The sequence below is a fragment of the Vibrio qingdaonensis genome (assembly GCF_026191675.1).
Lineage (GTDB): Bacteria > Pseudomonadota > Gammaproteobacteria > Enterobacterales > Vibrionaceae > Vibrio > Vibrio qingdaonensis.
In genome coordinates this window covers 14,270-38,631 of the sequence record NZ_JAKRRY010000046.1, presented here as the reverse complement: position 1 = coordinate 38,631, position 24,362 = coordinate 14,270, and the positions used below count along the sequence as shown (strand labels likewise).

Genomic DNA, 24,362 nt, shown 5'->3' with positions numbered 1-24,362 from the left:
TCTCAGTGAGGCACTTTTTGTTTTAATTTTCAGCGTATATACTTTATTTAATCCATTTGAATGATAACGCCTATCCTTAATATCTATAGGGATTTAGAATCAAGAAGGAAAATCCAAATGAGCTTGAACCACGTACCTGCTGGTAAGTCACTGCCTGATGATATTTATGTCGTCATTGAAATCCCGGCGAACGCCGACCCGATAAAATATGAAGTGGATAAAGACTCTGGTGCTGTCTTTGTCGACCGATTTATGTCCGCACCTATGTTTTATCCCTGCAACTATGGTTATGTTAACGACACACTTTCACTCGATGGCGACCCTGTGGATGTTCTCGTACCAACACCGTATCCACTCATCCCAGGTTCTGTCATTCGCTGTCGCCCAGTGGGCGTTCTGAAAATGACGGATGAATCGGGCGAAGATGCTAAAATTTTTGCTGTTCCGCACAGCAAAATATCAAAAGAGTACGAACACATCCAAGATGTAAATGATATTCCTGAGCTACTTAAAGCCCAAATTACCCAGTTTTTTGAGCGTTATAAAGAACTAGAGCCAGGTAAATGGGTAAAAGTAGAAGGGTGGGCTGATATTCACGCCGCTCGAGAGGAAATCATCAGCTCCTATGACCGAGCACAACAAAAATAGTCACCATCAAAAAGCGCTCTTTATGAGCGCTTTTTGATTATACTCACTTAACGCTGGAACATCATTCTATCAGCGCTTAGCTCTAGATTGCTTCCCTCGCCAATATTCTTCCAAATAGGTACGGCTAACATCTTGGCAAATCCCGTAGTAAATCTTACCACTCAACCCCAAAACAAATGGGTCCTGCTGGCAATACGTCTCCTTTCCTAACGCATACCCCATTTGATATTGCTTATATTGAGCAAGACTCAAAGAGGGCGTATCCTGTTCCAACTCACTACGATCTTTGATAACGTAGCCTTTCATGGCCCAAGCTTGGCCAAACTCTTGCCATGCTTGGTTATCATCACCTGTTGGTGGCTGTAATTGAACACACCCTACCATCAGTAGCCCTAAAATCAGCACGCTATAATTTTTCATGGCTAACCTCACGCAAACTTTCAGCTTAGTTAATCGGTCTTATAACTTATTAACTGTAGCAGCATCTCTCGAGTTAAACGGCCATCAATCAACTTCAAATTGATATAAGAAGACCACAGAGCTATAGAGCCCCGACACCGCCTCAACATAAAAATCTTCAATAATGCGATAACGGATAGTGAACTCACCCAGTGAGTTAAAGATGCCGACGCCATACTTTACCTGCAAGCCCGGTAATACATAGCCACTAACGGTAACTTGAGAGTCATCCCCCGTACCAGCGGTATCTAATTGTAGGTCTTGAACCCCAAACGCTTGACCAATTTCACCGACCACCTTGCCGCTTTTTGCCAAACTTAAACCAATTAGCGTCGTTGTCAGCGCATTGCCTCCGGTCTCACCATCGATGTCTTGACCACGAAGTAGATAAGATAAAGCATTCGCCTGTGGCATCGTTGGGTCTGAGAATATCTCGATTTTCGGCTGCGTTGCCAACCCCGTTACTTTCACACCAGCTGTCACATCATCAGCGGTAGTGTCTGGGTTTCGGATGGCTTTAATATTGACGTAAGGTTGGTCCACAGGTCCGGTCATCAGGATCTTACCTTCATCGATGAGTAAGTCCTGTCCAAAAGAGTTATAAGAACCATTCACAATGTTCACTTCCCCTTGGATAAATGGCCCTTTATCTTTTTGAGAGACATGAAGCTTGCCGCGCAAACCACCTTTAAGACCAAAAGCAGAGACGGTGAAATCATTACCAATAGAGATTGAAACGTCAGTTTCAATATTGAAAGGTACTGGTATTGAATCGTCTTGCGGTGTTAAGTCAGCATTGAGTATCACCTGATCACTCGACACCGCTACCGCACTTGGTGGCAGCTCTTCGACTACAATGCGTCCCCATGGTAAACCAATGCTACCAGTGACTTTAGCCAGCTTTGGTGTGGCCTCAATGGTCATATCAGGTACCACTTTCACTTTGACCATTGGTGGCACATCGACCTTTAATTCTTCAGCAAAGACTCGCAGTTTTGTTCGCCAATCTTGTAGATCTTGCCAATTCCCGTCGCCGTTGATCAACAGTTCGCCATCGGTGGTCTGAATTTTTGCATCAAGCTTACCATCATAACCATTGAGATTAAGCACAAGTCCACCAGACTCCACCTGTATCGGAGAAATATCACCTTTCAGTGATAAGTCTTCTACTTTAAGATCGCCGTACAATTGAGGGTGCAGAGCATCGCCTTTTATCTGAATAGAGGATGATAAGTTAGCTTGCAGCTTGTTAAATTCACCAATGATGGGCTGTAAGAAGTCAAGATTAAACGTGGAGAGATTTAGCTCGCCTTCAATTTGCTTGTCCTCTTCCAGTACATTAGGCAACGTCACTTTGCCTGATAGGTCGCCATTATCGGTAACATCAAGTAACCAAGATGCATCCAATTGGTCATTGGCCAAGTTGGCTTTGAGTTCTATCGACTCCCACCCAACCACAAGCGGGATTTCTAACTCCTGAGTTACCTGCCCTTTTGGTAATCTAACGTCTACTTTCACTTCAGGCGAGACCTCTGGTGCCCATTTCGCCCATATAGTGGCGCTGGCCGAACCTTCTAGGCGGGTTTGCTCAGGAACATACGCTTTAATCTGTTCAAAATTGAAGTTCTTCAACGTGACCAACGCTTCACCCGAAGTGCCGGCTTGAATATCCTTTTCTAAACAAACACGCGACTCTGACTGCTTCCAGCAGTGGGCGCTGACGTCAGCACTTTGTTTGTCTACATCAACTTTCACTTGAATCGGGTTTTGCAGGTGTAACGGCCCTTGCTCCGTTTCAAAGTGAGCGCTTGCCAACTCACCAGACCATATCAAACTAGGTTTATCAATGAGCTCACCGACAACACTTAACTGAGCGGAGAGCAACGTTGAAACCAGATCTAAGTCCAGTTCATGCTTTGCCTGCGTGCCTTGTAAACTGACATCGAGTGAATCAACATTATGTTCTTGATATTGAATGCCCGAGGCCTGCAAACGAATATCGGCTTTAGCCTGATCTATAGGCAATGGTTTCGCTTCACCGGAAAGCGATAACGTGTCGATACTCGCCTCTTGCTGCCATTTAGCCTTCTTGACCTGCAGATCTAAACGTACATCAGGCTCTTGCATCTTACCTTTTAGGGCAATGGTGCCGACCAACAAACCTTGTAAGTCAGGGACAGTCTTGGCTAGATCGGGAAAGTCGATGGAGACATTCATATCCCAATTTTTACGCAAGCTGCCTTTCGCGCTCATATTGTTTGGGCCATGCGCTAACGACAAGCCATCCGTATTGACACTCAGCTCTCCTGATCCTGACTTGTCCGCAGCCTCTACTTGCCCTTTTACCAATAATGGGTAATCTCGCAAAATACCGACGATGTCGAGTTTAGGTACTTGTACTTGCCAGCCACCAGCGTCGGTCAACGCACCTGAAGTCACGATTTGGCCACTAATGTCTCCTTCGGCTTCTGGCCATTGCAGTCCAGGCTGAATGTGCGACAACATCATGTCCGCCTTCCAGTTGACAGGCGCTTCCCAATTCGCCATGACCGAACCTTGAATGGAGCCACCCAGAGAGTTGATCGTCAACGTTTCAAGATTAATCTGTTTAAGATCGCCTTTACCTTGTAATTCAACAGCAACATCTGGAATTGGCTTACCCGATGCCTGGGTTTTTAACGCCACTTCATAGCTGTCCAACGACCCTTTGGCTTTAAGCTGGTCAACAATAACCTGATACTCACTCTCACCTTTCAAAGGCCACGCAGCCTTGCCATCCGACAAAACAACATCAAACGGTAACCTAGGCGCTAATGGCTGAATATTCCCAGATAAGGCGGCGTCAATAACCCCTGAAAAATGACTATCCAAGTGCAAATCACCAACACTGCCCTTAGCGGTAAGCGCCAGTTTTTGTCCAGCAAGATCCGTTTCTTTTAACTGGGCATCCAACGTGATATCAAGGGGGTAGTCTTTTATTAGTGCAACGTTGCCCGACAAAGAAGCATCAACCTGCGGCATAGCTAATTCAAGACTTTCAACATGAACATCATGCTTACCCGCGAAGCCTTTCAGCCCAAGGTGATGGACAACAATCGGCTCTTCTTGCTGTAAGGTAAAGTCTCGAATATCAAGGCGAGTAATATTGACGAATAAAGGAATGAGGACTTCTGGCAACTCAATTGCGCGCGCAGGCTCTGCCGTTACAGAGTTCTTAACTGCTGTCGAGGTCTCAGCAGCTACAGCCGTATTCGCCATCGAGGTGTTTTTCTTAGCTGCGACCTCTGATACCTCTTCTGCCGGAGGTAACGCTACGCTCGGGGTCGCAAGCAGGGTTTTACCTATAGTTAGTTTCGAGCCGGTCATAGAAAGCGATGTCGTAAAGCTGTCCCAACTCACTTTTGTGCCCAAAATATCCAGTTTAATATCAGCCAGATTCACCTTACCGATCGCGATGGGAATGGGTGTCGATATACTAGTAAGCGGCTCTGAAGGTTCAGGAGAAGGCTCACTCGGCGCGATTTCAGGCATGGAAAAGTCGAGTCCCTGAACCGACAGTTCATTAATACACACTCTAGGATCACTGAGACAATTGAGATCGACGGCTAGTGTCAGAGAGTCTGCCGCTAAATCGATAAATAGAGAATCATCTTTAAACGTTACATTATTTAAAGTAAAACGAGGAAATAACGCCCCTTTGGTTGACTCTACTTTAAGTTCAGGTAACGCTTGGTTTGCTCCCCATAAAATGGCCGTTAATCCAGTATTGGTAAACAATGCAAAGGCAAGGGTTGCCAATAAGAGCGTCACCATCAGTATGAAGGTCACAGACAACCACTTTGTCACCCGCCAAACTTTTAACATCATAACTCTGGCCCTAGACTAAAGTGAACTCGCCATTCTGCCTCAGGCTTTTGATCGAGTCCCTTAGCAAAATCAAATTTAATAGGCCCTACTGGTGATACCCAACGTATCCCAACACCCGCACCACGCTTCCAAACTGGCGTATCATCAAAGGCATCACCCACATCAAAGAACGTTGCCGCCCACCAGTTATTGTAGATACGGTATTGATACTCTAGCGTGCTGGTTGCCAAATATTGGCCACCAGTCTTAGTCCCACCCGTATCAACAGGAGAAATACTTTCATAGTCATAACCCCTAATACTGTTATCACCACCCGCGTAGAAACGCAAAGATGGCGAGAGTTTCGAAGGGTCATCGGCAATGTTGGCACCAACATCAACCTTAAATATGCCGCGATGGTTTTCGCCAATACTGCTGATCCATGTTGAGGTCCCTCGCATTCTAAACACCGAGGTTTCTGATAACGCCCGCTTATCACCGACCTCGAACATAATGGTTTGTTTATTACCACTCATTGGTAATACACCACCACGAGATACTACACGTGAGTAAGAAAGCCCCGGTAAAACAAACTGACCAACATCGCCTTCTAAATTACGCTCATAGTCTTCAACCAAATATCGGATGTAAGCGGTACGGTGCCAACCACTATCGAGCACCCAGTGCCGTTCAAAACCCAAGTTAGATTCGAGCGTCTTTTTATCCGAACGATTGACGTTTTTCAGGCCATACTGAATCACGTAATAATCTCTCAACACATCATCTAATGGAATTTTATAGGCGGCAGTGACCTGTTGTTCAGGAATGGATAAATCAAGACTGGTATTAAAGCTGTGACCACGAGAGTTAATCCATGGCTTTTTCCATTTAAACTTAACTTTCGCCCCGACATCGGTCGAATAACCTAAACCCGTTTCAAATTGATTTTTTACCTGCGGCGCGAGTGACACCTTCATCGGCAACTCTCGACCCTTGCCAACCTGCTCCAAGTCGGGCTCAACAAACACCGACGAAAACCACTCGGTGTTCGACAAACCTTGGTTATATTCCCCCACCTTTCCAACCTGATAGTAATCACCACTTTTGTATGGCTGTAGTGATTGCACGCGGTCAATATCTATCTGGCTACCTGTTATCGTGGAAGACCCAAATTTATAACGAATGCCGCTATCAAAATGTAACCGAATGAATGCTTGATTGAGCTCTGGCACAACTTCGAGGCGACTCAGTGTGTACGCGCCGTCAAAGTAGCCTTTTTGCAAGGCTAAATTGCGAAGACTCGACTTTAACGTGTCATATTCACCCTGATTGAGTATCCGTCCTTCTTTGACTGGCGTCACCCGAATCAAGCGCAAAAAGTCGGCGTCTTCTTTTGCCTCTCCGGTGAGTTCAACATCCACCAGTTTAATTCGCATCGGTTGCCCTGGCGTTACTGCCACCGTTAATTCATCTTGCTGCTCATTGGTCGAGAACTGAATCTCAGCATGATAGTAACCTAACGCATTCAACGCTGAGTGAATTTCTTTAGTAATACGAGATTGAAAACGCAGCGACGTAGAGTATTCGCTCGGGGAGATCGCAGATACATACGCATCCACATTTTCTTTTAACGGGCCGCTCAATCCATTGATGTTCAACTCGATATCTTCAGCTGCCATGAGTGACATTGAAGCGACCATGAACATTAGCGGTGGAAAAACTCTCTTTATCATGCTTTATTGTCGAGACTGAAATTCGCTATTTTTGTTATTACGTTAAATGATAACTCTGTTCAATTTGTAAGTCTGTATTTAACAACTCATACCCATAGAAAAGTATCATTTTTCATACAATATTTCGTTACCCACACGGCCGATAGTCGACTAAGAAGGAATCCCTATGCGAAAAACGGACATGATTTCAGAAGCAGAAGCGCTTCCTGGCAGAGCAAATGCCATCGCCATAATGGAACCACACTTTATATACCACAATGATATCACCGCTCCTTTAGCAGAGCATGAAGAAAGTATTATAGTTGGCTTAGGCTGTTTTTGGGGAGCAGAACGTGTTTTTTGGCAACTCCCTGGCGTCACGAGCACCTCTGTCGGTTACGCGGGTGGCTATACACCCAACCCAACCTACGAAGAAGTGTGCTCAGGCATGACTGGACATACTGAGGTTGTGCGTATTGTCTATAACACCAAACTCACGACGCTCACGGCTATTCTCAAAGTATTTTGGGAAAAACACGACCCGACTCAAGGAATGCGTCAAGGTAATGATGTGGGCACGCAGTACCGCTCTGCTATCTATTGCGACGATGACAAACAGCTAACACTAGCACAAGCCACTAAACAGCAATTTCAGCAGGCGCTGGGCAATAAAGGCGACATTCAAACCGAGATTCGACTTTCTGACCATTACTATTTTGCTGAAGTCTACCACCAGCAATATTTAGCAAAAAATCCCAATGGCTATTGCGGTATAAGCGGAACGGGCGTTTGCTTCCCTCCTCAATAAAAATAGGCAGCATGCTAGATTAGCGTAAAAAAAATGCCCCAGACAAGTCTGAGGCATTTTTTATTGTTTGGTCTAGACTGCTTACATCGCTAACGCAGCAATCTCACCATTAATCTCTTTAAAGGCATCCAGTTTACGTCTGTCTTCCATCCCCGGAAGTAACACCTTGCCATTGTCGAACATAAACAATCCAAGACCAGCAATAAAAAATTGCCCTTTGAATAACGTTTTTACAAACTTTGCGATCTGTTTAGGACGATAAACCGTAAATTTTCTTAGCATAACCTAACCTCAATATCCATTTGAGTAAATGTCGTCTTGCAGCGCTTTTTTGCGGTGCCTCGCAATATCTTTTGCGTCTATTGACAAGTATACCTGAACTTTCGCATTAGACAAAATGAAATTAACATCTTTGCAACAAGTTATAAATCACTGTTATGCTTGTGATGATTTTATCAAGTTCAGTACATGTCTTGGTCAAATTAACAGTGACAAGTTGTAGTTAACCTAAGGTTCACCTATGGTTATCGCGATTATCAAATAATAATATGGAAATATCACAATGAAACTAAAGTCTCTCCTCTCTTTAACGTTACTCTGTCTGCCAACACTCGCATTTGCGACCAATGTACAAGTTGGCTCAGCAGCACGTTCCGTCTCCGTCGATGCTCACGGTGAGCTTTTACTCGAAGGCGACACCATCAATTATAGCGCATGGAAGAGTGCACAAATGCTCGGAAAAGTACGCGTGATTCAGGCTATTGCAGGACGTAGCAGCTCGAAAAAAATGAACGCTCCACTCATGGCAGCCATTACTGATGAAAAATTCCCAGAAGACAGCTATCAAACGACAACAGTGATCAACCAAGACGATGCAATGTGGGGAACGGGATCATTCGTAAAATCCTCGGCAGAAGACAGCAAGAAAGAGTTTCCTTGGTCATCCATGGTACTTGATGAACATGGCCTGGTGGCAAGTGCATGGCAGTTAGAAGCAGAAAGCTCCGCTATTATTGTGCAAGATAAATCCGGGAAAGTACTATTCGTGAAAGAAGGGGTGTTAAGTGACGAAGAAGTTAACACCGTTTTAGGGCTAATCAAACAAAACCTATAAGTGAGACCACCGCAAGGGAGTCCCTTTCTCCCTTGCTTATTCCCTCGTAAATAAACCTCACCATTCATCTGGGAAAAAAAATTCAATTGTTATACTATAACAATTGAATTTAAATCGAGAGTTCATGTCGTGTTACGAACCCATACCGTTACATCAGATACACCCTTGTATCATGCTCTCGCATTGGCTTTACTTCTACTCGCTATTAATTTTATTTCCATCGAACATCACTATGATCAACATAGCGATCATCAGCATCACCAGTGTGCGCTTTATGGCAAAGGCTCACATTCTATCCCGACCTCTAGCTTAGCCATTCAACTTCCAACCTTGACTCCAGATACCACTTTACCGTCTTTCAATGAAGTGGAAAATCAACCTCCTTTGTCTGTTTCAGCACGCTCTCCACCGATGATAAGTTAACGTATACATCCCTATTTTTACTCAATATTTTACCTATTAGGAATCACCATGAAATTACGTATGACCTTACTCGCCGCTATCATCGCTTCCCCTATTGCTGTCGCAAATGACGAGTTTCGTCAACATGACGCTCATGTCCATGGACAAGTAGCAATGAACATCGCTCAAGACGGCCAAGACTTATTATTCGAAATTACAGCACCGGGCGCCGATGTTGTCGGATTTGAGCATAATGCGAAAAGTGAAGCCGAGAAGAAGACACTTGCTAACGCTGAAGCCTTATTGGCCCAAGCGGACAAGATCTTTACCCTACCAAGCTCGCTAGGCTGTACACTCGTTGATACTCATGTTGAACACGGGCTAGGCGAGCATGACAACCATGAAGAACATGGACATGAGAAACACGCTGAGCATGATAGCCATGAGCATCACGACCATGAGGAACATGCCGAGCATGACAGCCATGAGCATCATGACCATGAGAAACACGCCGAACATGACAGCCATGAGCACCACGACCATGAGAAACACGCCGAGCATGACAGCCATGAGCATCATGACCATGAGAAACACGCCGACCACGACCACGACCACGACCACGACCACGACCACGACCACGACCAGCATGATGGACACGGCGAATTTACCGTGCAATACCAATTTAGCTGTTCAAACCTATCTGACCTCTCAACAATTGAAACCCAATGGTTTACTCACTTCCCATCAACCGAGAAAGTATCCGTCAACCTATTAACCGATAATGCTCAATCTGCTAGTGAGCTCAACTCCACGTCAACTACGATTCAATTTTAACGGATTCGACTCAGTTAACTGCTGCCCTGAGCTTTCGCTCGGGGCATATCTTGTGAGGTTTTTATGACGAGTGTAATTGAGCTCAGCAATGTTTCTTTTTGCTGGCAAAAAAACCAGCCGCCCACCATCGATATCCCAGAGCTCATCATCGAGCAAGGTGAGCACTTATTTTTAAAAGGGCCAAGTGGCAGCGGAAAGTCGACACTATTAAGCCTACTAACCGGTATTAATACTGCCGACTCTGGTGAGGTAAAAGCACTAGGGCAATCCTTGACCCAGTTGCCATCACGGCACCGAGATCGTTTTCGAGCCGATCATATTGGTTATATTTTTCAACAATTTAACCTAATCCCTTATCTGTCGGTTGTTGATAATGTCACGCTCCCTTGTGAGTTTTCTCAGCACCGACGAAATAAAGTGTCAGGTACACTGCAAAACGAGGCTAAGCACTTACTACAACAGTTGCACCTTGACCCACTGCTATGGATGAAGCCTGTTGTTGAGCTAAGTATCGGTCAACAGCAAAGGGTGGCGGCTGCGCGCGCTTTAATCGGACAACCAGAAATTCTCATTGCAGATGAGCCCACATCCGCACTTGATCATGACAATCGCGAAGCCTTCATTACACTGCTAATGGAGCAAGCAAACCAAGCAAACTCAACCATGGTATTCGTTAGCCACGATCCAAGTTTAGAGCCACTGTTTAGTCGCAGTGCCAATTTGACTGTTTTAAATCAGGCGAGGTCATCATGAGTATCACCCTAAAACTGGCTTGGAAAAGCGTGCTTAATCGCAAAACCACCGCCATACTCACCGTACTCACCGTGGCGATTTCCGTTATCTTATTAATGGGCGTTGAACGCATTCGTACTCAAGCGAAAAGTAGTTTTGCTAATACTATTTCTGGCACCGATTTAATCGTCGGAGGACGGTCAGGCCAAATCAACTTATTGCTCTACTCGGTATTTCGCATTGGTAATGCCACGAACAATATTGATTGGCGAAGCTTTGAGGAATTTAGTCAGCACAAAGCCGTCAAATGGGCGATTCCTATCTCTCTTGGAGATTCGCATAAAGGCTTTAGAGTCATGGGCACCAATCACAGTTATTTTGAGCACTATCAGTACGGCAAAAAGCAGGCTTTGACCTTTAGCCAAGGTCGTGCTTTTGATAGTGTATTTGAAACGGTTCTCGGCTCAGACGTGGCAAAATCATTAGGCTATAAGATTGGCAGTGAAATCATTATTGCTCATGGTATTAGCGATGTGAGTTTCAGCCGCCATGATAACCTCCCTTTTAAAGTCGTCGGTGTTTTGGCTCCAACTGGGACACCCGTAGACAAAACTGTACATGTCTCACTCGGTGCTATCGAAGCCATACACGTAGGGTGGGAAACAGGGGCTAACTTGGGTAATGCCCCGAGTAAAAAACAATTAGAAAATCTGGACTTCCAACCCAAACAAATTACTGCAATGCTAGTTGGGCTAAACAGTAAAATTCAAACATTTGCACTACAAAGACAAATCAACACCTACAAACAAGAGCCATTAAGCGCCATCATGCCAGGTATCGCCTTACATGAACTCTGGGGGTTAATGAGCGTGGCAGAGCAAGCTCTGTTAATGGTCTCTATTTTTGTTGTGGTTGCTGGTTTGATGGGAATGTTATCTAGCTTATTAACCAGCCTGCAAGAGCGTCGACGTGAAATGGCGATTCTGCGGGCAATGGGGGCAAGACCGAGACATGTTTTTGCCTTATTGGTCAGTGAAGCAACGGCTTTAACAACTGTCGGTATAATAGTGGGGGTTGCAGGCACTTACGGTCTACTTGCCATTGCGAGCCCCATCATTGCGTCACAATATGGTATTAGTATAACCTTATCAGGCATCAGCCAGCATGAATGGCTACTACTTGGTTTTGTGCAGCTGGCGGGGATCCTTATCGGCTTCTTCCCTGCATTACGTGCCTATCAACAATCTTTAAGTGATGGTATGACCATCCGAGTATAACGAGATCTTTATGACAATATTCACTCGCATAAGCTGTGTCATTATGCTGACTCTGGGCTTATGTCTACCAACAGCACTCGCTCAAGGTAGCGAAAATACCGATAGCGAAGTGCTGAAACTTGATTGGATCGATTTAATCCCCGAAGCGGAGCGAAATCAGTTTGATGCTGTCGGTATGCCTATAACCAATCACTCTGGTGGGCAAATGGAACAGTCAAAAGTGGGCACCGTTCGTCAAGAGCTTAATGGCAGCACAGTAAAAATACCAGGCTTTGTCGTCCCCCTAGAAGGCGATGAAGATACCGTGACTGAATTTTTGTTGGTGCCCTATTTTGGTGCTTGCATACATGTACCACCACCACCGCCAAACCAAATCGTTTATGTGAAATTTAAACAAGGCGCACCAGTGCATCGTCTATGGGATGTCATTTATGTGGTAGGAACACTGAAGACAGAGACCATCAATTCTGAACTTGCCGAGACAGGTTACTTAATTGAAGGTCTCCATATTGAAGATTACGATGATAACTAGAATGCACATAACAAATACGCAACAAAAAACTGCGTAACGAAAATGGATGGTTTGCTAGCGTATAGTATTTAACTGATATAGGTTGAAAGATACGCTAGCACGCCGATATAGACGCCTAGTAACAATACCGTCGAGATATGTTTCTTGAGTTTAGGTTCTCCTGAGTGCCGCATAACGCCCCCCTTACTTACTCACTAAATTTAACAAATATTTATCATTTAGCCTAGGTATTTTTACAACATACCCGCTCTAATTGTTAAATCGGAAAATAGCTCACACAAATAGCGCTAGTCATATTGGCAAAACCTCGTTAAATTTATCTTTCATCCCAAACTCTCATTCAACCTGCCAAGTGTATGACTATGAGCAATGTAACGACCAGCAGTCCATCTCCAATCATTGAGGCGACATCCGCGCGTAATGAGCAAACTCAGAAAAAGAGTTCTCATATGCGTGACAGTGCGAGTCGTATCCGAGCCATTGCTCAAACCCACTTGCTTGATGCTCTCATCGGTGAAGAGTCCCCCAGCAAAAGTGTTTTTGAACGAGCAATACAACGAGACAAACAGCGCAAAGAGCAACGACAAAAAAACCTGGAGCAAATCGTCAAGTTGTCACTTCAAGCATGTAACAGCGAAGTATCCAGCGAACCCGATTTTGATTGGCTATTGCGCTTTTTTGATATGGCTCAGGATATTCATAATACATCCATGCAAAAGCTCTGGGCGCAAGTGCTCAAAAGAGAAGTCACTAATCCCGGATCCACCTCAATGAAAGCACTAAAAACGCTTAGGGATATGACACCAAAAGAAGCTCAAACACTGCAACGAGCCGCCTCTCTTGCGTGCAGCTTTGGTGCAGACAGTAGCCGAAAGCTACTATTAGGGATCAAACATCATGCGGGACTCTTTAGCTTTTCAAAAAGAGAGAGCTTCGATGAACTGAGCCTAGGTGAGTTTAACCTGCCATATTCAAGCCTATTATTGCTCATAGAATTGGGGATTTTATTAGGCACAGAACTGGAATCAGGGGAGATAGCACAAGAGCCTGCATTGAAACTCAACTACCAGGGAAGCGAGTTTCAGCTGCAATCGAAGCTAAAGGGTATTCGGCTAACCTACTATCGCTTTACTCCAACAGGGAATGAATTATGCCAGCTGTTAGGGCATCGCGGTAATACTCATTACCAAGAGAAACTGGTGAATTTGCTCAACAGAAAATTTACTGTCGCGGGTGAAGTAACGTCATCTTTTCACCACCAGGTCTAATGATAGTCAGTCATCACTAACATGGGATACAAAGGAATACAAAGGAATAGAGTGTGCCCCCTATTCCTTACCCACCTAGCCTGGCCCTTTTACATAAAGTCATCACATGGAATAAAATCATCGCCTGAATAGTAATCGGGTGAGATTAACCAATGATCCCTTTTTCTTTAAGTACTGCTAAGCAGTCTTCCACCAACGTTGCGACACTTTTCTCGCTCGCTTGAAGATGAATATCTGGGTCAATAGGTTGTTCATATTCAGAATCAATGCCAGTAAAGTTAGCGATCTCGCCTGCTCGTGCTTTCTTATACAAGCCTTTAGGATCCCTTGATTCACAAACCTCTAGACTCGCGTCCACAAACACCTCTAAAAACTCCCCTTCAGGAAGCAGTGATTTCACTAACGCGCGCTCCTCTCTATGAGGAGAGATAAAGGCAGAAAGTACAATTAATCCAGCATCCGCCATCAGTTTTGCTAACTCACCAACACGGCGAATATTTTCACGTCTGTCTTGTTGCGAAAAGCCAAGATCTCGACACAAACCGTGTCTAACATTATCCCCATCCAGTAAGTAAGTGTGGTGACCCAAACGAAGTAACTCCGTTTCTAATGCCCCCGCAACCGTGGACTTCCCAGCACCAGAAAGTCCGGTAAACCATAATACAACTGGCTTTTGCTGCTTTAATTCTGAACGCTGCAATTTGGTGACGTAATGCTGATGCCAGATCACGTTCTCGTCTTTATCTAAAGTAATGTCCGACATATAAATCCTTAATAGTCACTCTCATCAATATTAAAATGGAAAGAAGTACGGAATAAGCGCTAATACCAGTACCGAATACACGATAGAAATAGGGATGCCTATTCGCAGATAATCTTTAAGTTGGTAATTACCAACGCTATACACCAATAAGTTAGTTTGATAACCATACGGTGAAATGAAACTTGCACTAGCGCCAAATAACACCGCCATAATAAACGGCATCGGATCTACGCCGTAGCCCACTGCCATACTGTAGCCAATAGGAAAAGCGAGAGCCGCTGCGGCGTTATTGGTAATCAGCTCCGTAAGAATTAAGGTCACTAGATAAGTCGCCACTAAAGCCCCAAAGACTCCCCAACCGTTAAACAACTCCATAAACATCTCGCCCATCCGTACAGATAGGCCCGTTGAGATCATCAATTGAGCAATAGATAACGCGGAACCAACAATCACCACAATGTCGGTAGGAAAACGTCGTCTTAATTCACCGATATTAACGATACCAAACGCAAGAATCGCGATGAGATATAGCGCGAGCCCTTTAATAATCGGCAAAATGTTAGTCAGAGCTAACGCTATTACCGCAACAAAACCCAACAACACGTAACTCGATTTTGCTATATCCAATCGGGCACTTGAATCTAAGTCATTCACTAAGACAAACTCTTTACGATACTTACGTCTTTCATCGTCAAAACGTTTTCCAGGCGCTAAAACCAAAGTATCACCCGCTTGCAAAACAATGTTTCCTAACCCGCCTTCCAAACGTTCGTGCCCACGGCGAATAGCTACAACTACCGCATCAAACTTGTCACGAAAATGACTCGATTTCAGCGTTTTATTACAAAACGTAGCCGAGGAGCTCACCACGACTTCAAGAAGGTTTTGACCATTTAAATGGTGCTGTCCAAAAAACGTCAGTCCATTGATTTCTTGCAGAGTATTAACACTCTCTACGTCACCACAAAATAACAACCTATCCTTTGCCTTCAACACAAAATCGGGCCCAACTGAAGCAAGCGTGTCACCATCGCGTACCACTTCCGCTAAAAACAATTTTCTTAATGCACGTAAGTTATTCTCAGCAATACTGCCACCCACAAGGGGTGAGCCTGGTTCAACCCTAGCTTCTAAAAAGTACGGCAGTTCATCTTGATTATCATCATCGTAGTTTGGTAATAGGTAGCTCAGTGGAATCAGAATAATGACACCACCAACTAAGACACTCAAACCAATCCAAGTGGGTGCAAAAAAATCAAGACTCGGTAATCCTACATCTTCAACAAAGCTATTAATGATCAGGTTGGTTGAGGTTCCTATGAGCGTTAGTGTTCCCCCCAAGATGGCCGCATAAGACAAAGGAATGAGTAATTTAGAAGGCGCATGGCGTTGGTTACGTTTAATCGCCCCGATAAGCGATACCACGACAGCAGTATTATTGGTAAACGACGACAACAGGGCCGTAGAAATCCCCAGTTTGGCGACCACCGACCCCAGCCTTCCGGTTGCAATAGAACGGCTTACCCAGCTAATCAAGCGTGTTTTCTCTAAAGCGGCAGACGACATAATCAACAGCACTAACGTCAATAATGATGAGTTAGTGAAGTTAGTGGCAATGACACTTAATTCTGTCATACCACTAATGAAAGCGATGAACGCCGCACCAGCGAAAATAAGGCTAGGTTTAATTTGAGTTGCGATTAAGCAGCTAATGATTGACATCAATAGCGCTAAGACGACTCCCTGTTCCCACATAATCCTTATCCTCGATAGCGGTTATGCGGTCGATTGAACTGTCATTCTTCTGACTCGATCATCGACCGTATAAACCATCATTCACCACACCGTGGTTGCACGTTAAATCTTTGCGTCCCACTCAGGGAAGTGCTTCATAATTAACGCCTTCAACTCACTTTCAAAAGCACCTATGCGCTCTTTAGGTGAACGTTCTTGCTCTGCTAACGCATCACGCACTAAGCCAGCGCCAACCGTCACGTTGGTCAGGCGGTCAATGATAATAAAGCCTCCGGTATCTTGAACCACATCGTAGTTATCAATGGCTACAGACTCAGTAAGTGACCACTCACACAAACCAATACCATTAAGAGGTAACGTTTCAGTTTCAAATGATGCGAGCGTATTAATGTCGTACTGATGACGCACCGCCTCTAATTGACCTTGGGTTTTCTTACCAGCAATTTTGATGTCGTACGTTTTTCCCGCCGCCAGTGCGTCATCTGTCATCCAAACCACATCGGCAAGCAATCGGTTGGAAGACGTTACCTTAGCGTTTTGCTTAACGATCAAATCACCTCGGCTAATATCAATTTCATCGCTCAATGTTAGCGTGACCGCTTGTCCAGCAAAGGCTACGTCCAAGTTTCCATCAAACGTGACAATACTCTCGATGGTGGATGTTTTTCCTGATGGTAGTGACTTAATTTCATCACCAACTCGAACTTCGCCCGAACCAATCGTCCCCGCAAAACCGCGAAAGTCTAAATTTGGACGGCTGACATATTGCACAGGAAAACGGAATTCCCCATAGCGTCTGTCTTGATCGATATCGACATTCTCAAGCAACTCTAAAAGCGGCTTTCCTTGATACCAAGGCATGTTTTCGCTGGGCTCAACCACGTTGTCGCCGTCAAGCGCAGACAAAGGAATAATTTGAATATCAATCCCTTTACCTAGTTTTTCTGAAAAAGCTAAATAATCATCACGAATGGATTCAAATCGTTGCTGCGAAAAATCAACTAAGTCCATTTTGTTTACGGCAACAACAAAGTGCTTTAAGCCCAACAGGCTAGCGATAAAGGAGTGGCGACGAGTTTGATCTAACATGCCTTTACGGGCATCCACCAAAATCACCGCTAAATCACAGGTCGATGCCCCGGTAGCCATGTTGCGAGTATATTGTTCATGCCCTGGAGTATCGGCAATGATGAACTTTCGCTTTTGAGTCGAAAAATAACGGTAAGCCACATCAATGGTAATACCTTGTTCGCGCTCAGCTTGCAGACCGTCAACTAACAGCGCAAGGTCAGGCTTATCCCCTGTCGTCCCGACGCGTTGGCTATCTGAGTGAACCGCAGCTAACTGATCTTCATAAATTTGCTTGGAATCATGGAGCAAGCGCCCAATTAACGTACTCTTACCATCATCCACTGAACCACAGGTCAGAAATCGAAGTAAGGATTTGTGTTGATGCTGATTGAGGTATCCCTCAATGCCTAGCTCGGCAAGTTGTGCTTCTACTGCGCTATTCATAATGTGTCCCTTCGATCCTTAGAAATATCCCTGACGTTTTTTAAGCTCCATTGATCCAGACTGATCATGGTCGATCGCACGACCTTGTCTTTCACTGGATGTCGCAACCAGCATTTCTTCAATAATTTCCGTCAACGTCGCCGCTTCCGATTCCACGGCTCCGGTAAGTGGGTAACAACCGAGTGTTCTAAAGCGGACGCTTTTGTTCTCTACTTTTTCATCTGGTCGAATGTCCATTCGTTCATCATCAACCATGATTAACATGCCATCGCGTTCCACCACTGGTCGCTCAGCAGCCAAGTAAAGCGGTACAATATCAATGCCTTCTAAGTAGATGTATTGCCAGATATCCAGCTCAGTCCAGTTTGAAAGAGGGAAAACGCGAATGCTTTCACCCTTGTTGATTTGCCCGTTATAAGTTTTCCATAATTCAGGGCGCTGGTTCTTTGGATCCCAAGTATGATTTTTGTCGCGGAATGAGTAAACGCGCTCTTTCGCTCTGGATTTTTCTTCATCACGACGTGCCCCACCAAACGCCGCATCAAATCCATAGTGGTTCAACGCTTGCTTGAGTCCTTGAGTTTTCATGATATCCGTGTGTTTTGAAGAACCATGCACAAATGGATTTATCCCCATCGCCATACCTTCTGGATTTTTATGTACCAAAAGCTCAAAGCCATAGTTTTTCGCCGTACGATCACGAAATTCAATCATCTCTTTGAATTTCCAATCCGTATCGACGTGTAGTAAAGGAAAAGGTATTTTCCCCGGGTAAAACGCTTTTCTAGCCAGATGCAACATGACTGAAGAGTCTTTACCGATCGAATACATCATGACCGGATTATCGAATTCGGCAGCGACTTCACGAATAATGTGAATACTCTCCGCTTCCAGTTGTTTGAGGTGAGTGAGTCTTTCTTGATCCATTTGTTGTGCTTCCTTTTTTGCGAGTAAAGGCCATTAAACCTCTACCAGACTGAATTCCTATGCACTCTTAACTTTGAGTACTTGAGTCGATGCCTCACCAAACCAAGCAAGATCTTTCGCTAATTCAACGACCTCGCCTACTACGATCAATGATGGTGCCTGTGCATTTGTCGCCAGATCCGCAAGATCTTTAAGTTGACCAACAAAGACTTTCTGCGTCTGTTGGGTGCCACGTTCAATGATGGCAATAGGCACTTCTGGGCTTCTTCCATGGAGAACCAATTGCTGCTGAATATGGTCGGATTTCATCAATCCCATATAAATCACGAGCGTTTGCTTAGGGCGTGCAAGTGTCGACCAATCCATGTCGTCACTGTTGGACTTTAGATGCCCAGTCACAAACAACGCGGATTGCGCGTAATCACGATGGGTAAGAGGAATTCCCGCATAAGCGGTTGCCCCCGCCGCTGCGGTGATACCTGGAATCACTTGAAACGAAATACCTGCTTGCGCCAACACTTGCAGTTCCTCACCACCGCGGCCAAACATAAAAGAGTCTCCCCCCTTAATTCGAACCACTTTATGACCACTTTGAGCAAACTCGAGGAGTAACTGGTTGGTTTTTTCCTGAGGTACACTGTGATGCCCAGCTCGTTTGCCAACGCACACCAAAACCGTACTTTCTGGCACCAATGCCATTATTTCATCAGACACTAGGTAGTCATATAAAACGACATCTGCCTGCTGCAAATAATTAAGAGCCTTGAGGGTCAACAACTCAGGGTCGCCTGGACCAGCACCGACCAACGCCACTTCGCCAGATTTAAGTATCGAAGTTTGCAATTTGGGTTTTTGTGAACTCATCACCAATTGAGGCGTCGTTTTCAATTTCGTAATTTGCTTAAAAGGCTGATCCATTGTGGCGGTCCATCGCGTCTCTGATGATGGCATTATGACCAACTGGCTATATTACCGGAAATTCTAAAATTTCATTTTTTATTCCAAAAACCACTATAGGATGAATTTTGAGACTTTTGCTACACCGAACAACGCAAGGCGGGTTCACAGGGACTATGGTTAACAGCAAAGTGTGCAGATGAGACTTGCGAGCCAAATATCACAATAACAACCAATTTAGATCACACTTTATCTATGTATGAAAAATAACTTTCATAACAAATTGATACAATAAGCATGTTTTGAAACAAACTTCCATAAAAAGGATATAAAGATGAAAGTGGCAGTGAAACCGATTTCGATCGCCGTTCTTAGCGGCATGCTTGCAATAGCGGGCCCAGTTATGGCCGATGAGATTAAGCTTAGAATAATCGAGACAACCGACATTCATACGAATGTGATGGATTACGACTACTACAAAGACAAGCCTTCACAAAAGATCGGCTTAGCTCGAACTGCCACTTTGGTTAAAGAAGCCCGCAAGGAAGTCACTAACAGTGTCTTAGTCGATAATGGAGACCTTATTCAAGGTAGCCCAATGGGTGACTACATGGCAGCTAAAGGGGTCAAAGAGGGTGATGTTCACCCTGTCTATAAAGCGATGAATCAGCTTAATTATGACGTAGGGAACATTGGTAACCATGAATTTAACTATGGACTCGACTTTCTCGCTGCGACATTAAAGGGAGCCAATTTCCCTTACGTCAGTGCCAACGTGTTTGACCAGAAAACAGGGGAACACTACTTCAAGCCTTACCTCATCAAAACTCATACCTTCATAGACAATGACGGAAAATCGCAAGAAGTTAAGATAGGTTATATCGGATTTGTTCCACCGCAGATTATGGTTTGGGATAAGAAAAACCTCGAAGGTAAAGTGTTTGCCAAAGACATTAAAGCAACCGCTGAAAAGCTTGTTCCTCAAATGAAAAAAGAGGGAGCTGATATTATTATCGCCATCCCTCACTCTGGTGTATCCAGTGACCCATACAAAACTGGCGCGGAAAACTCTACGTATTACCTATCGGAAGTAGAAGGTATCGACGCGATTGCATTTGGGCATTCTCACTCGGTATTTCCAGGCAAAGGCTTTGACAATATTCAAGGTGTCGATAACCAAAAAGGTACCATCAATGGCGTTGCTGCCGTCATGCCAGGCCGTTGGGGCAGCCATGTGGGTGTAATGGACTTAATGTTAGAGAAAGCAGGCGATAGCTGGAAAGTCACGAACGCACAAACTGAAGCTCGCCCTATCTATGATGCCAACAATAAAAAAGCCATGGTTGATGCCGATAAAGGGATCGTAAGTGCAGTAAAAGATGACCATGATGCCACTCGTGACTTCGTGAACCAGCCAATTGGCAAAGCCAATGATGTCATGTACAGCTTCCTAGCATTAGTACAAGATGATCCTACGGTGCAAATCGTCAACCTTGCACAAAAAGACTATGTCGAAACCATGATCCAAGGCGACCCTGACTTGGATGGTCTCCCAGTACTTTCAGCTGCGGCGCCATTTAAAGCTGGCGGTCGAAAAAATGACCCCGCTAACTTTACTGAAGTTGAGTCAGGCCAACTGACTTTCCGAAATGCCGCCGATCTATATCTATATCCAAATACGCTAGTGGCATTAAAAATGTCAGGTAAAGAAGTCAAGGAATGGCTAGAGTGTTCTGCTGGACAGTTTAAACAAATTGATATTACCACTGACCAGCCACAGTCTCTCATTGATTGGGATGACTTCCGCACGTATAACTTCGATGTTATGGACGGAGTAGCCTATCAAATCGACGTGACTCAACCGGCTCGTTACGATGGCAACTGTAAACCACTGAGTGAAGACAGCGAGCGCATTGTCAACTTGACGTATCAAGGCAAGCCTATCGATATGAGTCAGACCTTTATTGTCGCCACCAACAACTATCGTGCATACAGTAACAAGTTCCCGGGAACAGGCAGTGAGTTTATCGCCTTTGATTCTCCAGATGAAAACCGCACCATTGTGGCGAATTACATCTCTAAGATCAGTAAAGAAAAAGGGGAAGTGACACCTAGTGCTGATAACAACTGGACATTTGCGCCGATTACATCAAAAGTAAAAGTTGATGTTCGCTTTGAAACATCACCTTCTGACAAAGCGGCACAATTCATTAAAGACAAGGGGCAATATCCAATGGAGAAAGTCGCGACGGATGACGTTGGCTTTGCTGTCTATCGTATAGACCTACAAAAATAATTGCTCATTGTTCGCTATTAAGCCACGCTGATGCGTGGCTTTTTTATTTTATCCGGTTTACTCTACATGCTGATCTGGTATAGGTGATAGATGAATGCTGACTTGGAAAACAAAGACATTTAATGAATTAAGCACACTTGAGTTGTATCAACTATTAAAATTGCGAGTTGATGTGTTTGTTGTCGAACAAACTTGTCCCTACCCAGAGCTCGATGATAAAGATCACCAAGAAGGCGTGCACCAATTACTTGGCTACGATGAGGATGAACTTGTCGCCTGCGCAAGACTGCTACCTCAAGGGGCCAGCTACCATAATGTGAGCATTGGGCGAGTTGCGACCAAAGAAAGCCATCGCGGAAATGGATTGGGTCACATTCTAATTGACCATGCAATCCAAGAATGTCACCGCTTATGGCCCGATGAAAATATCATGATCGGTGCTCAATATCATCTCCAAGCCTACTATGGAAAACACGGCTTTTTTGCTTGTTCAGAGCAATATTTAGAAGACGATATCCCACATATCGACATGAGACTGACGCGATAGCGTCAGCCTAATTTTACTACTTACTGCGTCCAAAACCGCCATCAGATAGACGGAAGAACATCACCGATTGCTCACCTTTTTCGATCTGCAAGATATCTAGCTGCCCCTCTTGGCTGTACTTGAAGCGAATAAGCTGCCCTTGTTTAATTCGGCTTAGCGGTTTGTCGCTACCTTCAACACGAGCCAGAGAGTTCAGATCTGCCATCGGCAATTGGTTTTTACGAAAAACTTGCGCAAGCGTATCGCCTTTCTTCACCGTATATTCATGCCATTGTGTCTCAACCGTCTCTTCTGATTGGACAGCGCCGCTTTGTTCACTCAATGACTGAGTGTTGACACTGACCGTTACACGCTGATTAGTAGGACTTGGCTCCGTCACATCGCTATCACTTGAAGGCCAAAGTAATAGTACAATCACAACAGGGGCTATAACGCTCAATAAACGACGATGCAACCGAGGTAAGCCCAACCAAAACGTACTGGTCTTTTCTTTAAGCACTAAACTCTGGGCTATAATCGTTGTTTTGATTTTTGAAAAGTCTATGTTTGCCCATAAGGCCTTAACCGACTGTAAGGGATCGCTTTTCTGCTTTTTCCTTTGACGACGATTCATTCCTATCCGTCTCCTGCTACACAACGGCTCCAGTTTAAGAAAACCCACGATCAGAGTATAGAAAAATCGTAGGAAAACCTATTTATAGCAGCCTAATGTCACAAGTTTTACAACTTCCTCAAATTAAATAGTAAAACTTCTTAAGACCATTCCGGTTTTATTTAAGAACTGGTATCCTTTCGGCTTCATTCGATAAGTAAAGAGAGACCGTCATGTCTGACGTGAAATTAGAAACTGTAGAACAAAAAGCAAGCTACGGTATTGGTCTACAAATGGGCCAACAACTTGCAGGAAGCGGCCTAGAAGGTCTTAACGTTGATGCTATCGCTAAAGGTATCGCAACAGCACTTACTGGTGATATGCCTGAAATCGAAGTTGACGAGATCAACAACGCATTACAAGACCTACACACACGTGCAGAATCTGTACGTCAAGAAGCGGCTAAAGCAGCGGCTGCAGACGGTGAAGTATTCCTAGCGGACAACGCACTTCGCCCAGAAGTAACGGTTCTAGAATCTGGTCTACAGTACGAAATCATCACTGAAGGTACGGGTGAAATTCCAACTTCAGACAACACTGTACGTGTTCACTACCACGGTGAGCTAACTGACGGAACTGTTTTTGACAGCTCTGTATCACGTGGCCAACCAGCAGAGTTCCCTGTAACTGGCGTAATTAAAGGTTGGGTTGAAGCACTTCAACTAATGCCTGTTGGTTCTAAGTGGAAGCTTTGTATCCCACAAGATCTTGCATACGGTGAACGCGGCGCTGGCGCAGCAATCCCACCATTTGCAGCTCTTGTTTTTGAAGTAGAGCTTCTAGAAATTCTAGGCTAATCTTCAATAAGCAATAAAGAAATAAAGCAGTGACTCATCACTGCTTTTTTTTCGTCTAAACTTACGATCAAATACAATAAACGGATCGTATTATGAATAAAGCTCTTCCCTTCGTATTATCACTTTCACTTCTAGCCTTGCCAACCATGGCCGAATTCGACTTACCCGAAATTGACTCAAGCTCCGCAAATAGTCTGCTTAGCAGTGCGAGTTCATTGAGCAAATTTCAAGACTCAGCGGTCGTAAATGACCTAACCAATAACTTATCAGTATCTCCCGAGCAAGCCTCTGCTGGCGCAGGCGCATTACTCTCTTTGGCTCAAAGCAAATTGGGAAGTAATGGGGTATCTGAGCTCAACTCACTCATTCCGGGGCTATCATCTTTAGATAGTAGTGGCTTGCTAAAATCGGTGGAAAGTATGGAGGGTGTGAAAAGTGCATTCTCGGCGGTCGGACTTGATCCTAGTATGATTTCTCAATTCGCACCTGTCGTTTTGGAATACTTAGGGACACAAGGTGCTAGCTCAGAACTTGTCAGTTCATTAACCAGTCTCTGGCAATAATTGATGACTATAAACTAA

Annotated in this window: 22 protein-coding genes and 1 pseudogene; 13 read left to right on the top strand and 10 right to left on the bottom strand. The window is 44.6% G+C overall.

Annotated elements, in window-relative coordinates:
- Nucleotides 1-117: 117 nt before the first annotated feature.
- The gene (gene ppa, locus MD535_RS22670; protein ID WP_265677396.1) at nucleotides 118-648 is read left to right on the top strand and encodes an inorganic diphosphatase; all 531 of its coding nucleotides are present in this window, start codon (nucleotides 118-120) and stop codon (nucleotides 646-648) included.
- A gap of 69 nt (nucleotides 649-717) precedes the next feature.
- Here the strand turns inward: ppa and MD535_RS22665 are convergent, their stop codons facing one another.
- The 3 genes from MD535_RS22665 to tamA all read right to left on the bottom strand — a co-directional run bounded on the left by MD535_RS22665 (nucleotide 718) and on the right by tamA (nucleotide 6,686).
- The gene (locus MD535_RS22665) at nucleotides 718-1,068 is read right to left on the bottom strand and encodes a DUF2799 domain-containing protein (RefSeq protein ID WP_265677395.1); all 351 of its coding nucleotides are present in this window, start codon (nucleotides 1,066-1,068) and stop codon (nucleotides 718-720) included.
- 84 nt (nucleotides 1,069-1,152) lie between these two features.
- The gene (tamB, locus tag MD535_RS22660; RefSeq protein WP_265677398.1) at nucleotides 1,153-4,971 is read right to left on the bottom strand and encodes an autotransporter assembly complex protein TamB; all 3,819 of its coding nucleotides are present in this window, start codon (nucleotides 4,969-4,971) and stop codon (nucleotides 1,153-1,155) included.
- Nucleotides 4,971-6,686, bottom strand: coding sequence for an autotransporter assembly complex protein TamA (tamA, locus tag MD535_RS22655; RefSeq protein ID WP_265677394.1), 1,716 nt, complete (start codon nucleotides 6,684-6,686; stop codon nucleotides 4,971-4,973). Before tamA ends, tamB begins: the two co-directional genes overlap by 1 nt.
- Nucleotides 6,687-6,852: 166 nt before the next feature.
- On the opposite strand from tamA, the gene msrA reads away from it, so the two are divergent.
- Nucleotides 6,853-7,473 carry a peptide-methionine (S)-S-oxide reductase MsrA gene (msrA, locus tag MD535_RS22650; RefSeq protein WP_265677393.1) on the top strand — a complete coding sequence of 207 codons (621 nt, stop codon included), beginning with the start codon at nucleotides 6,853-6,855 and terminating at the stop codon, nucleotides 7,471-7,473.
- A gap of 81 nt (nucleotides 7,474-7,554) precedes the next feature.
- On the opposite strand, the gene MD535_RS22645 is transcribed toward msrA, so the two are convergent.
- Nucleotides 7,555-7,755 carry a DUF1107 family protein gene (locus tag MD535_RS22645; protein WP_265677392.1) on the bottom strand — a complete coding sequence of 67 codons (201 nt, stop codon included), beginning with the start codon at nucleotides 7,753-7,755 and terminating at the stop codon, nucleotides 7,555-7,557.
- A 280-nt stretch (nucleotides 7,756-8,035) separates the two neighbouring features.
- Between MD535_RS22645 and MD535_RS22640 the strand changes: the two genes are divergently transcribed.
- The 7 genes from MD535_RS22640 (at nucleotide 8,036) to MD535_RS22610 (ending at nucleotide 13,632) form a co-directional block, all read left to right on the top strand.
- Nucleotides 8,036-8,587 (top strand): YtfJ family protein, encoded by a 552-nt coding sequence (locus MD535_RS22640; protein ID WP_265677391.1) that lies wholly within the window; start codon nucleotides 8,036-8,038, stop codon nucleotides 8,585-8,587.
- Nucleotides 8,588-8,716: 129 nt separating this feature from the next.
- Entirely contained in the window at nucleotides 8,717-9,010 is a 294-nt protein-coding gene (locus tag MD535_RS22635) for a DUF2607 family protein (protein WP_265677390.1), read from the top strand.
- 48 nt (nucleotides 9,011-9,058) lie between these two features.
- Entirely contained in the window at nucleotides 9,059-9,823 is a 765-nt protein-coding gene (gene zrgA, locus MD535_RS22630; RefSeq protein ID WP_265677388.1) for a zinc uptake protein ZrgA, read from the top strand.
- A 63-nt stretch (nucleotides 9,824-9,886) separates the two neighbouring features.
- Nucleotides 9,887-10,576, top strand: coding sequence for an ABC transporter ATP-binding protein (locus tag MD535_RS22625; RefSeq protein ID WP_265677386.1), 690 nt, complete (start codon nucleotides 9,887-9,889; stop codon nucleotides 10,574-10,576).
- Nucleotides 10,573-11,832: an ABC transporter permease gene (locus tag MD535_RS22620; RefSeq protein WP_265677385.1), complete on the top strand. Its 1,260-nt coding sequence runs from the start codon at nucleotides 10,573-10,575 to the stop codon at nucleotides 11,830-11,832. Before MD535_RS22625 ends, MD535_RS22620 begins: the two co-directional genes overlap by 4 nt.
- 10 nt (nucleotides 11,833-11,842) lie before the next feature.
- Nucleotides 11,843-12,364, top strand: coding sequence for a DUF3299 domain-containing protein (locus MD535_RS22615; RefSeq protein WP_265677383.1), 522 nt, complete (start codon nucleotides 11,843-11,845; stop codon nucleotides 12,362-12,364).
- A 362-nt stretch (nucleotides 12,365-12,726) separates the two neighbouring features.
- Nucleotides 12,727-13,632 (top strand): TIGR03899 family protein, encoded by a 906-nt coding sequence (locus tag MD535_RS22610; RefSeq protein ID WP_265677382.1) that lies wholly within the window; start codon nucleotides 12,727-12,729, stop codon nucleotides 13,630-13,632.
- Nucleotides 13,633-13,777: 145 nt separating this feature from the next.
- Here the strand turns inward: MD535_RS22610 and cysC are convergent, their stop codons facing one another.
- The 5 genes and pseudogenes from cysC to cobA form a co-directional block, all read right to left on the bottom strand.
- The gene (gene cysC / locus MD535_RS22605) at nucleotides 13,778-14,395 is read right to left on the bottom strand and encodes an adenylyl-sulfate kinase (RefSeq protein ID WP_265677381.1); all 618 of its coding nucleotides are present in this window, start codon (nucleotides 14,393-14,395) and stop codon (nucleotides 13,778-13,780) included.
- A 30-nt stretch (nucleotides 14,396-14,425) separates the two neighbouring features.
- On the bottom strand, nucleotides 14,426-16,150 hold the full coding sequence (locus MD535_RS22600; protein WP_265677380.1) for an SLC13 family permease: 1,725 nt from the start codon (nucleotides 16,148-16,150) through the stop codon (nucleotides 14,426-14,428).
- A gap of 102 nt (nucleotides 16,151-16,252) precedes the next feature.
- Nucleotides 16,253-17,665, bottom strand: a complete 1,413-nt coding sequence (gene cysN / locus MD535_RS22595) for a sulfate adenylyltransferase subunit CysN (protein ID WP_265677379.1) — start codon at nucleotides 17,663-17,665, stop codon at nucleotides 16,253-16,255.
- 18 nt (nucleotides 17,666-17,683) lie between these two features.
- Nucleotides 17,684-18,613, bottom strand: a pseudogene (gene cysD / locus MD535_RS22590) (sulfate adenylyltransferase subunit CysD); the annotation flags it as partial.
- Nucleotides 18,614-18,649: 36 nt separating this feature from the next.
- Complete coding sequence (cobA, locus tag MD535_RS22585) at nucleotides 18,650-19,456, bottom strand: uroporphyrinogen-III C-methyltransferase (protein WP_265677397.1); 807 nt, start codon at nucleotides 19,454-19,456, stop codon at nucleotides 18,650-18,652.
- Between the two features lie 367 nt (nucleotides 19,457-19,823).
- Between cobA and cpdB the strand changes: the two genes are divergently transcribed.
- Nucleotides 19,824-21,785, top strand: coding sequence for a 2',3'-cyclic-nucleotide 2'-phosphodiesterase (gene cpdB, locus MD535_RS22580; RefSeq protein WP_265677378.1), 1,962 nt, complete (start codon nucleotides 19,824-19,826; stop codon nucleotides 21,783-21,785).
- 94 nt (nucleotides 21,786-21,879) lie between these two features.
- The gene (locus MD535_RS22575; RefSeq protein WP_265677377.1) at nucleotides 21,880-22,332 is read left to right on the top strand and encodes a GNAT family N-acetyltransferase; all 453 of its coding nucleotides are present in this window, start codon (nucleotides 21,880-21,882) and stop codon (nucleotides 22,330-22,332) included.
- 16 nt (nucleotides 22,333-22,348) lie between these two features.
- Here MD535_RS22575 and MD535_RS22570 read toward each other — a convergent pair whose 3' ends face one another.
- Complete coding sequence (locus tag MD535_RS22570; RefSeq protein ID WP_265677376.1) at nucleotides 22,349-22,945, bottom strand: OapA family protein; 597 nt, start codon at nucleotides 22,943-22,945, stop codon at nucleotides 22,349-22,351.
- Between the two features lie 212 nt (nucleotides 22,946-23,157).
- On the opposite strand from MD535_RS22570, the gene MD535_RS22565 reads away from it, so the two are divergent.
- Entirely contained in the window at nucleotides 23,158-23,781 is a 624-nt protein-coding gene (locus MD535_RS22565; protein WP_265677375.1) for an FKBP-type peptidyl-prolyl cis-trans isomerase, read from the top strand.
- Nucleotides 23,782-23,873: 92 nt separating this feature from the next.
- Nucleotides 23,874-24,344 carry a DUF2780 domain-containing protein gene (locus MD535_RS22560; protein ID WP_265677374.1) on the top strand — a complete coding sequence of 157 codons (471 nt, stop codon included), beginning with the start codon at nucleotides 23,874-23,876 and terminating at the stop codon, nucleotides 24,342-24,344.
- Nucleotides 24,345-24,362 lie beyond the last annotated feature (18 nt).

Bases quoted from the DNA above. Each gene is read 5' to 3' on its own strand.
- ppa (WP_265677396.1), top strand. From the start codon at position 118: ATGAGCTTGAACCACGTACCTGCTGGTAAGTCACTGCCTGATGATATT.
- MD535_RS22665 (WP_265677395.1), bottom strand. From the start codon at position 1,068: ATGAAAAATTATAGCGTGCTGATTTTAGGGCTACTGATGGTAGGGTGT.
- tamB (WP_265677398.1), bottom strand. From the start codon at position 4,971: ATGTTAAAAGTTTGGCGGGTGACAAAGTGGTTGTCTGTGACCTTCATA.
- tamA (WP_265677394.1), bottom strand. From the start codon at position 6,686: ATGATAAAGAGAGTTTTTCCACCGCTAATGTTCATGGTCGCTTCAATG.
- msrA (WP_265677393.1), top strand. From the start codon at position 6,853: ATGCGAAAAACGGACATGATTTCAGAAGCAGAAGCGCTTCCTGGCAGA.
- MD535_RS22645 (WP_265677392.1), bottom strand. From the start codon at position 7,755: ATGCTAAGAAAATTTACGGTTTATCGTCCTAAACAGATCGCAAAGTTT.
- MD535_RS22640 (WP_265677391.1), top strand. From the start codon at position 8,036: ATGAAACTAAAGTCTCTCCTCTCTTTAACGTTACTCTGTCTGCCAACA.
- zrgA (WP_265677388.1), top strand. From the start codon at position 9,059: ATGAAATTACGTATGACCTTACTCGCCGCTATCATCGCTTCCCCTATT.
- MD535_RS22625 (WP_265677386.1), top strand. From the start codon at position 9,887: ATGACGAGTGTAATTGAGCTCAGCAATGTTTCTTTTTGCTGGCAAAAA.
- MD535_RS22620 (WP_265677385.1), top strand. From the start codon at position 10,573: ATGAGTATCACCCTAAAACTGGCTTGGAAAAGCGTGCTTAATCGCAAA.
- MD535_RS22615 (WP_265677383.1), top strand. From the start codon at position 11,843: ATGACAATATTCACTCGCATAAGCTGTGTCATTATGCTGACTCTGGGC.
- MD535_RS22610 (WP_265677382.1), top strand. From the start codon at position 12,727: ATGAGCAATGTAACGACCAGCAGTCCATCTCCAATCATTGAGGCGACA.
- cysC (WP_265677381.1), bottom strand. From the start codon at position 14,395: ATGTCGGACATTACTTTAGATAAAGACGAGAACGTGATCTGGCATCAG.
- MD535_RS22600 (WP_265677380.1), bottom strand. From the start codon at position 16,150: ATGTGGGAACAGGGAGTCGTCTTAGCGCTATTGATGTCAATCATTAGC.
- cysN (WP_265677379.1), bottom strand. From the start codon at position 17,665: ATGAATAGCGCAGTAGAAGCACAACTTGCCGAGCTAGGCATTGAGGGA.
- cobA (WP_265677397.1), bottom strand. From the start codon at position 19,456: ATGAGTTCACAAAAACCCAAATTGCAAACTTCGATACTTAAATCTGGC.
- cpdB (WP_265677378.1), top strand. From the start codon at position 19,824: ATGAAAGTGGCAGTGAAACCGATTTCGATCGCCGTTCTTAGCGGCATG.
- MD535_RS22575 (WP_265677377.1), top strand. From the start codon at position 21,880: ATGCTGACTTGGAAAACAAAGACATTTAATGAATTAAGCACACTTGAG.
- MD535_RS22570 (WP_265677376.1), bottom strand. From the start codon at position 22,945: ATGAATCGTCGTCAAAGGAAAAAGCAGAAAAGCGATCCCTTACAGTCG.
- MD535_RS22565 (WP_265677375.1), top strand. From the start codon at position 23,158: ATGTCTGACGTGAAATTAGAAACTGTAGAACAAAAAGCAAGCTACGGT.
- MD535_RS22560 (WP_265677374.1), top strand. From the start codon at position 23,874: ATGAATAAAGCTCTTCCCTTCGTATTATCACTTTCACTTCTAGCCTTG.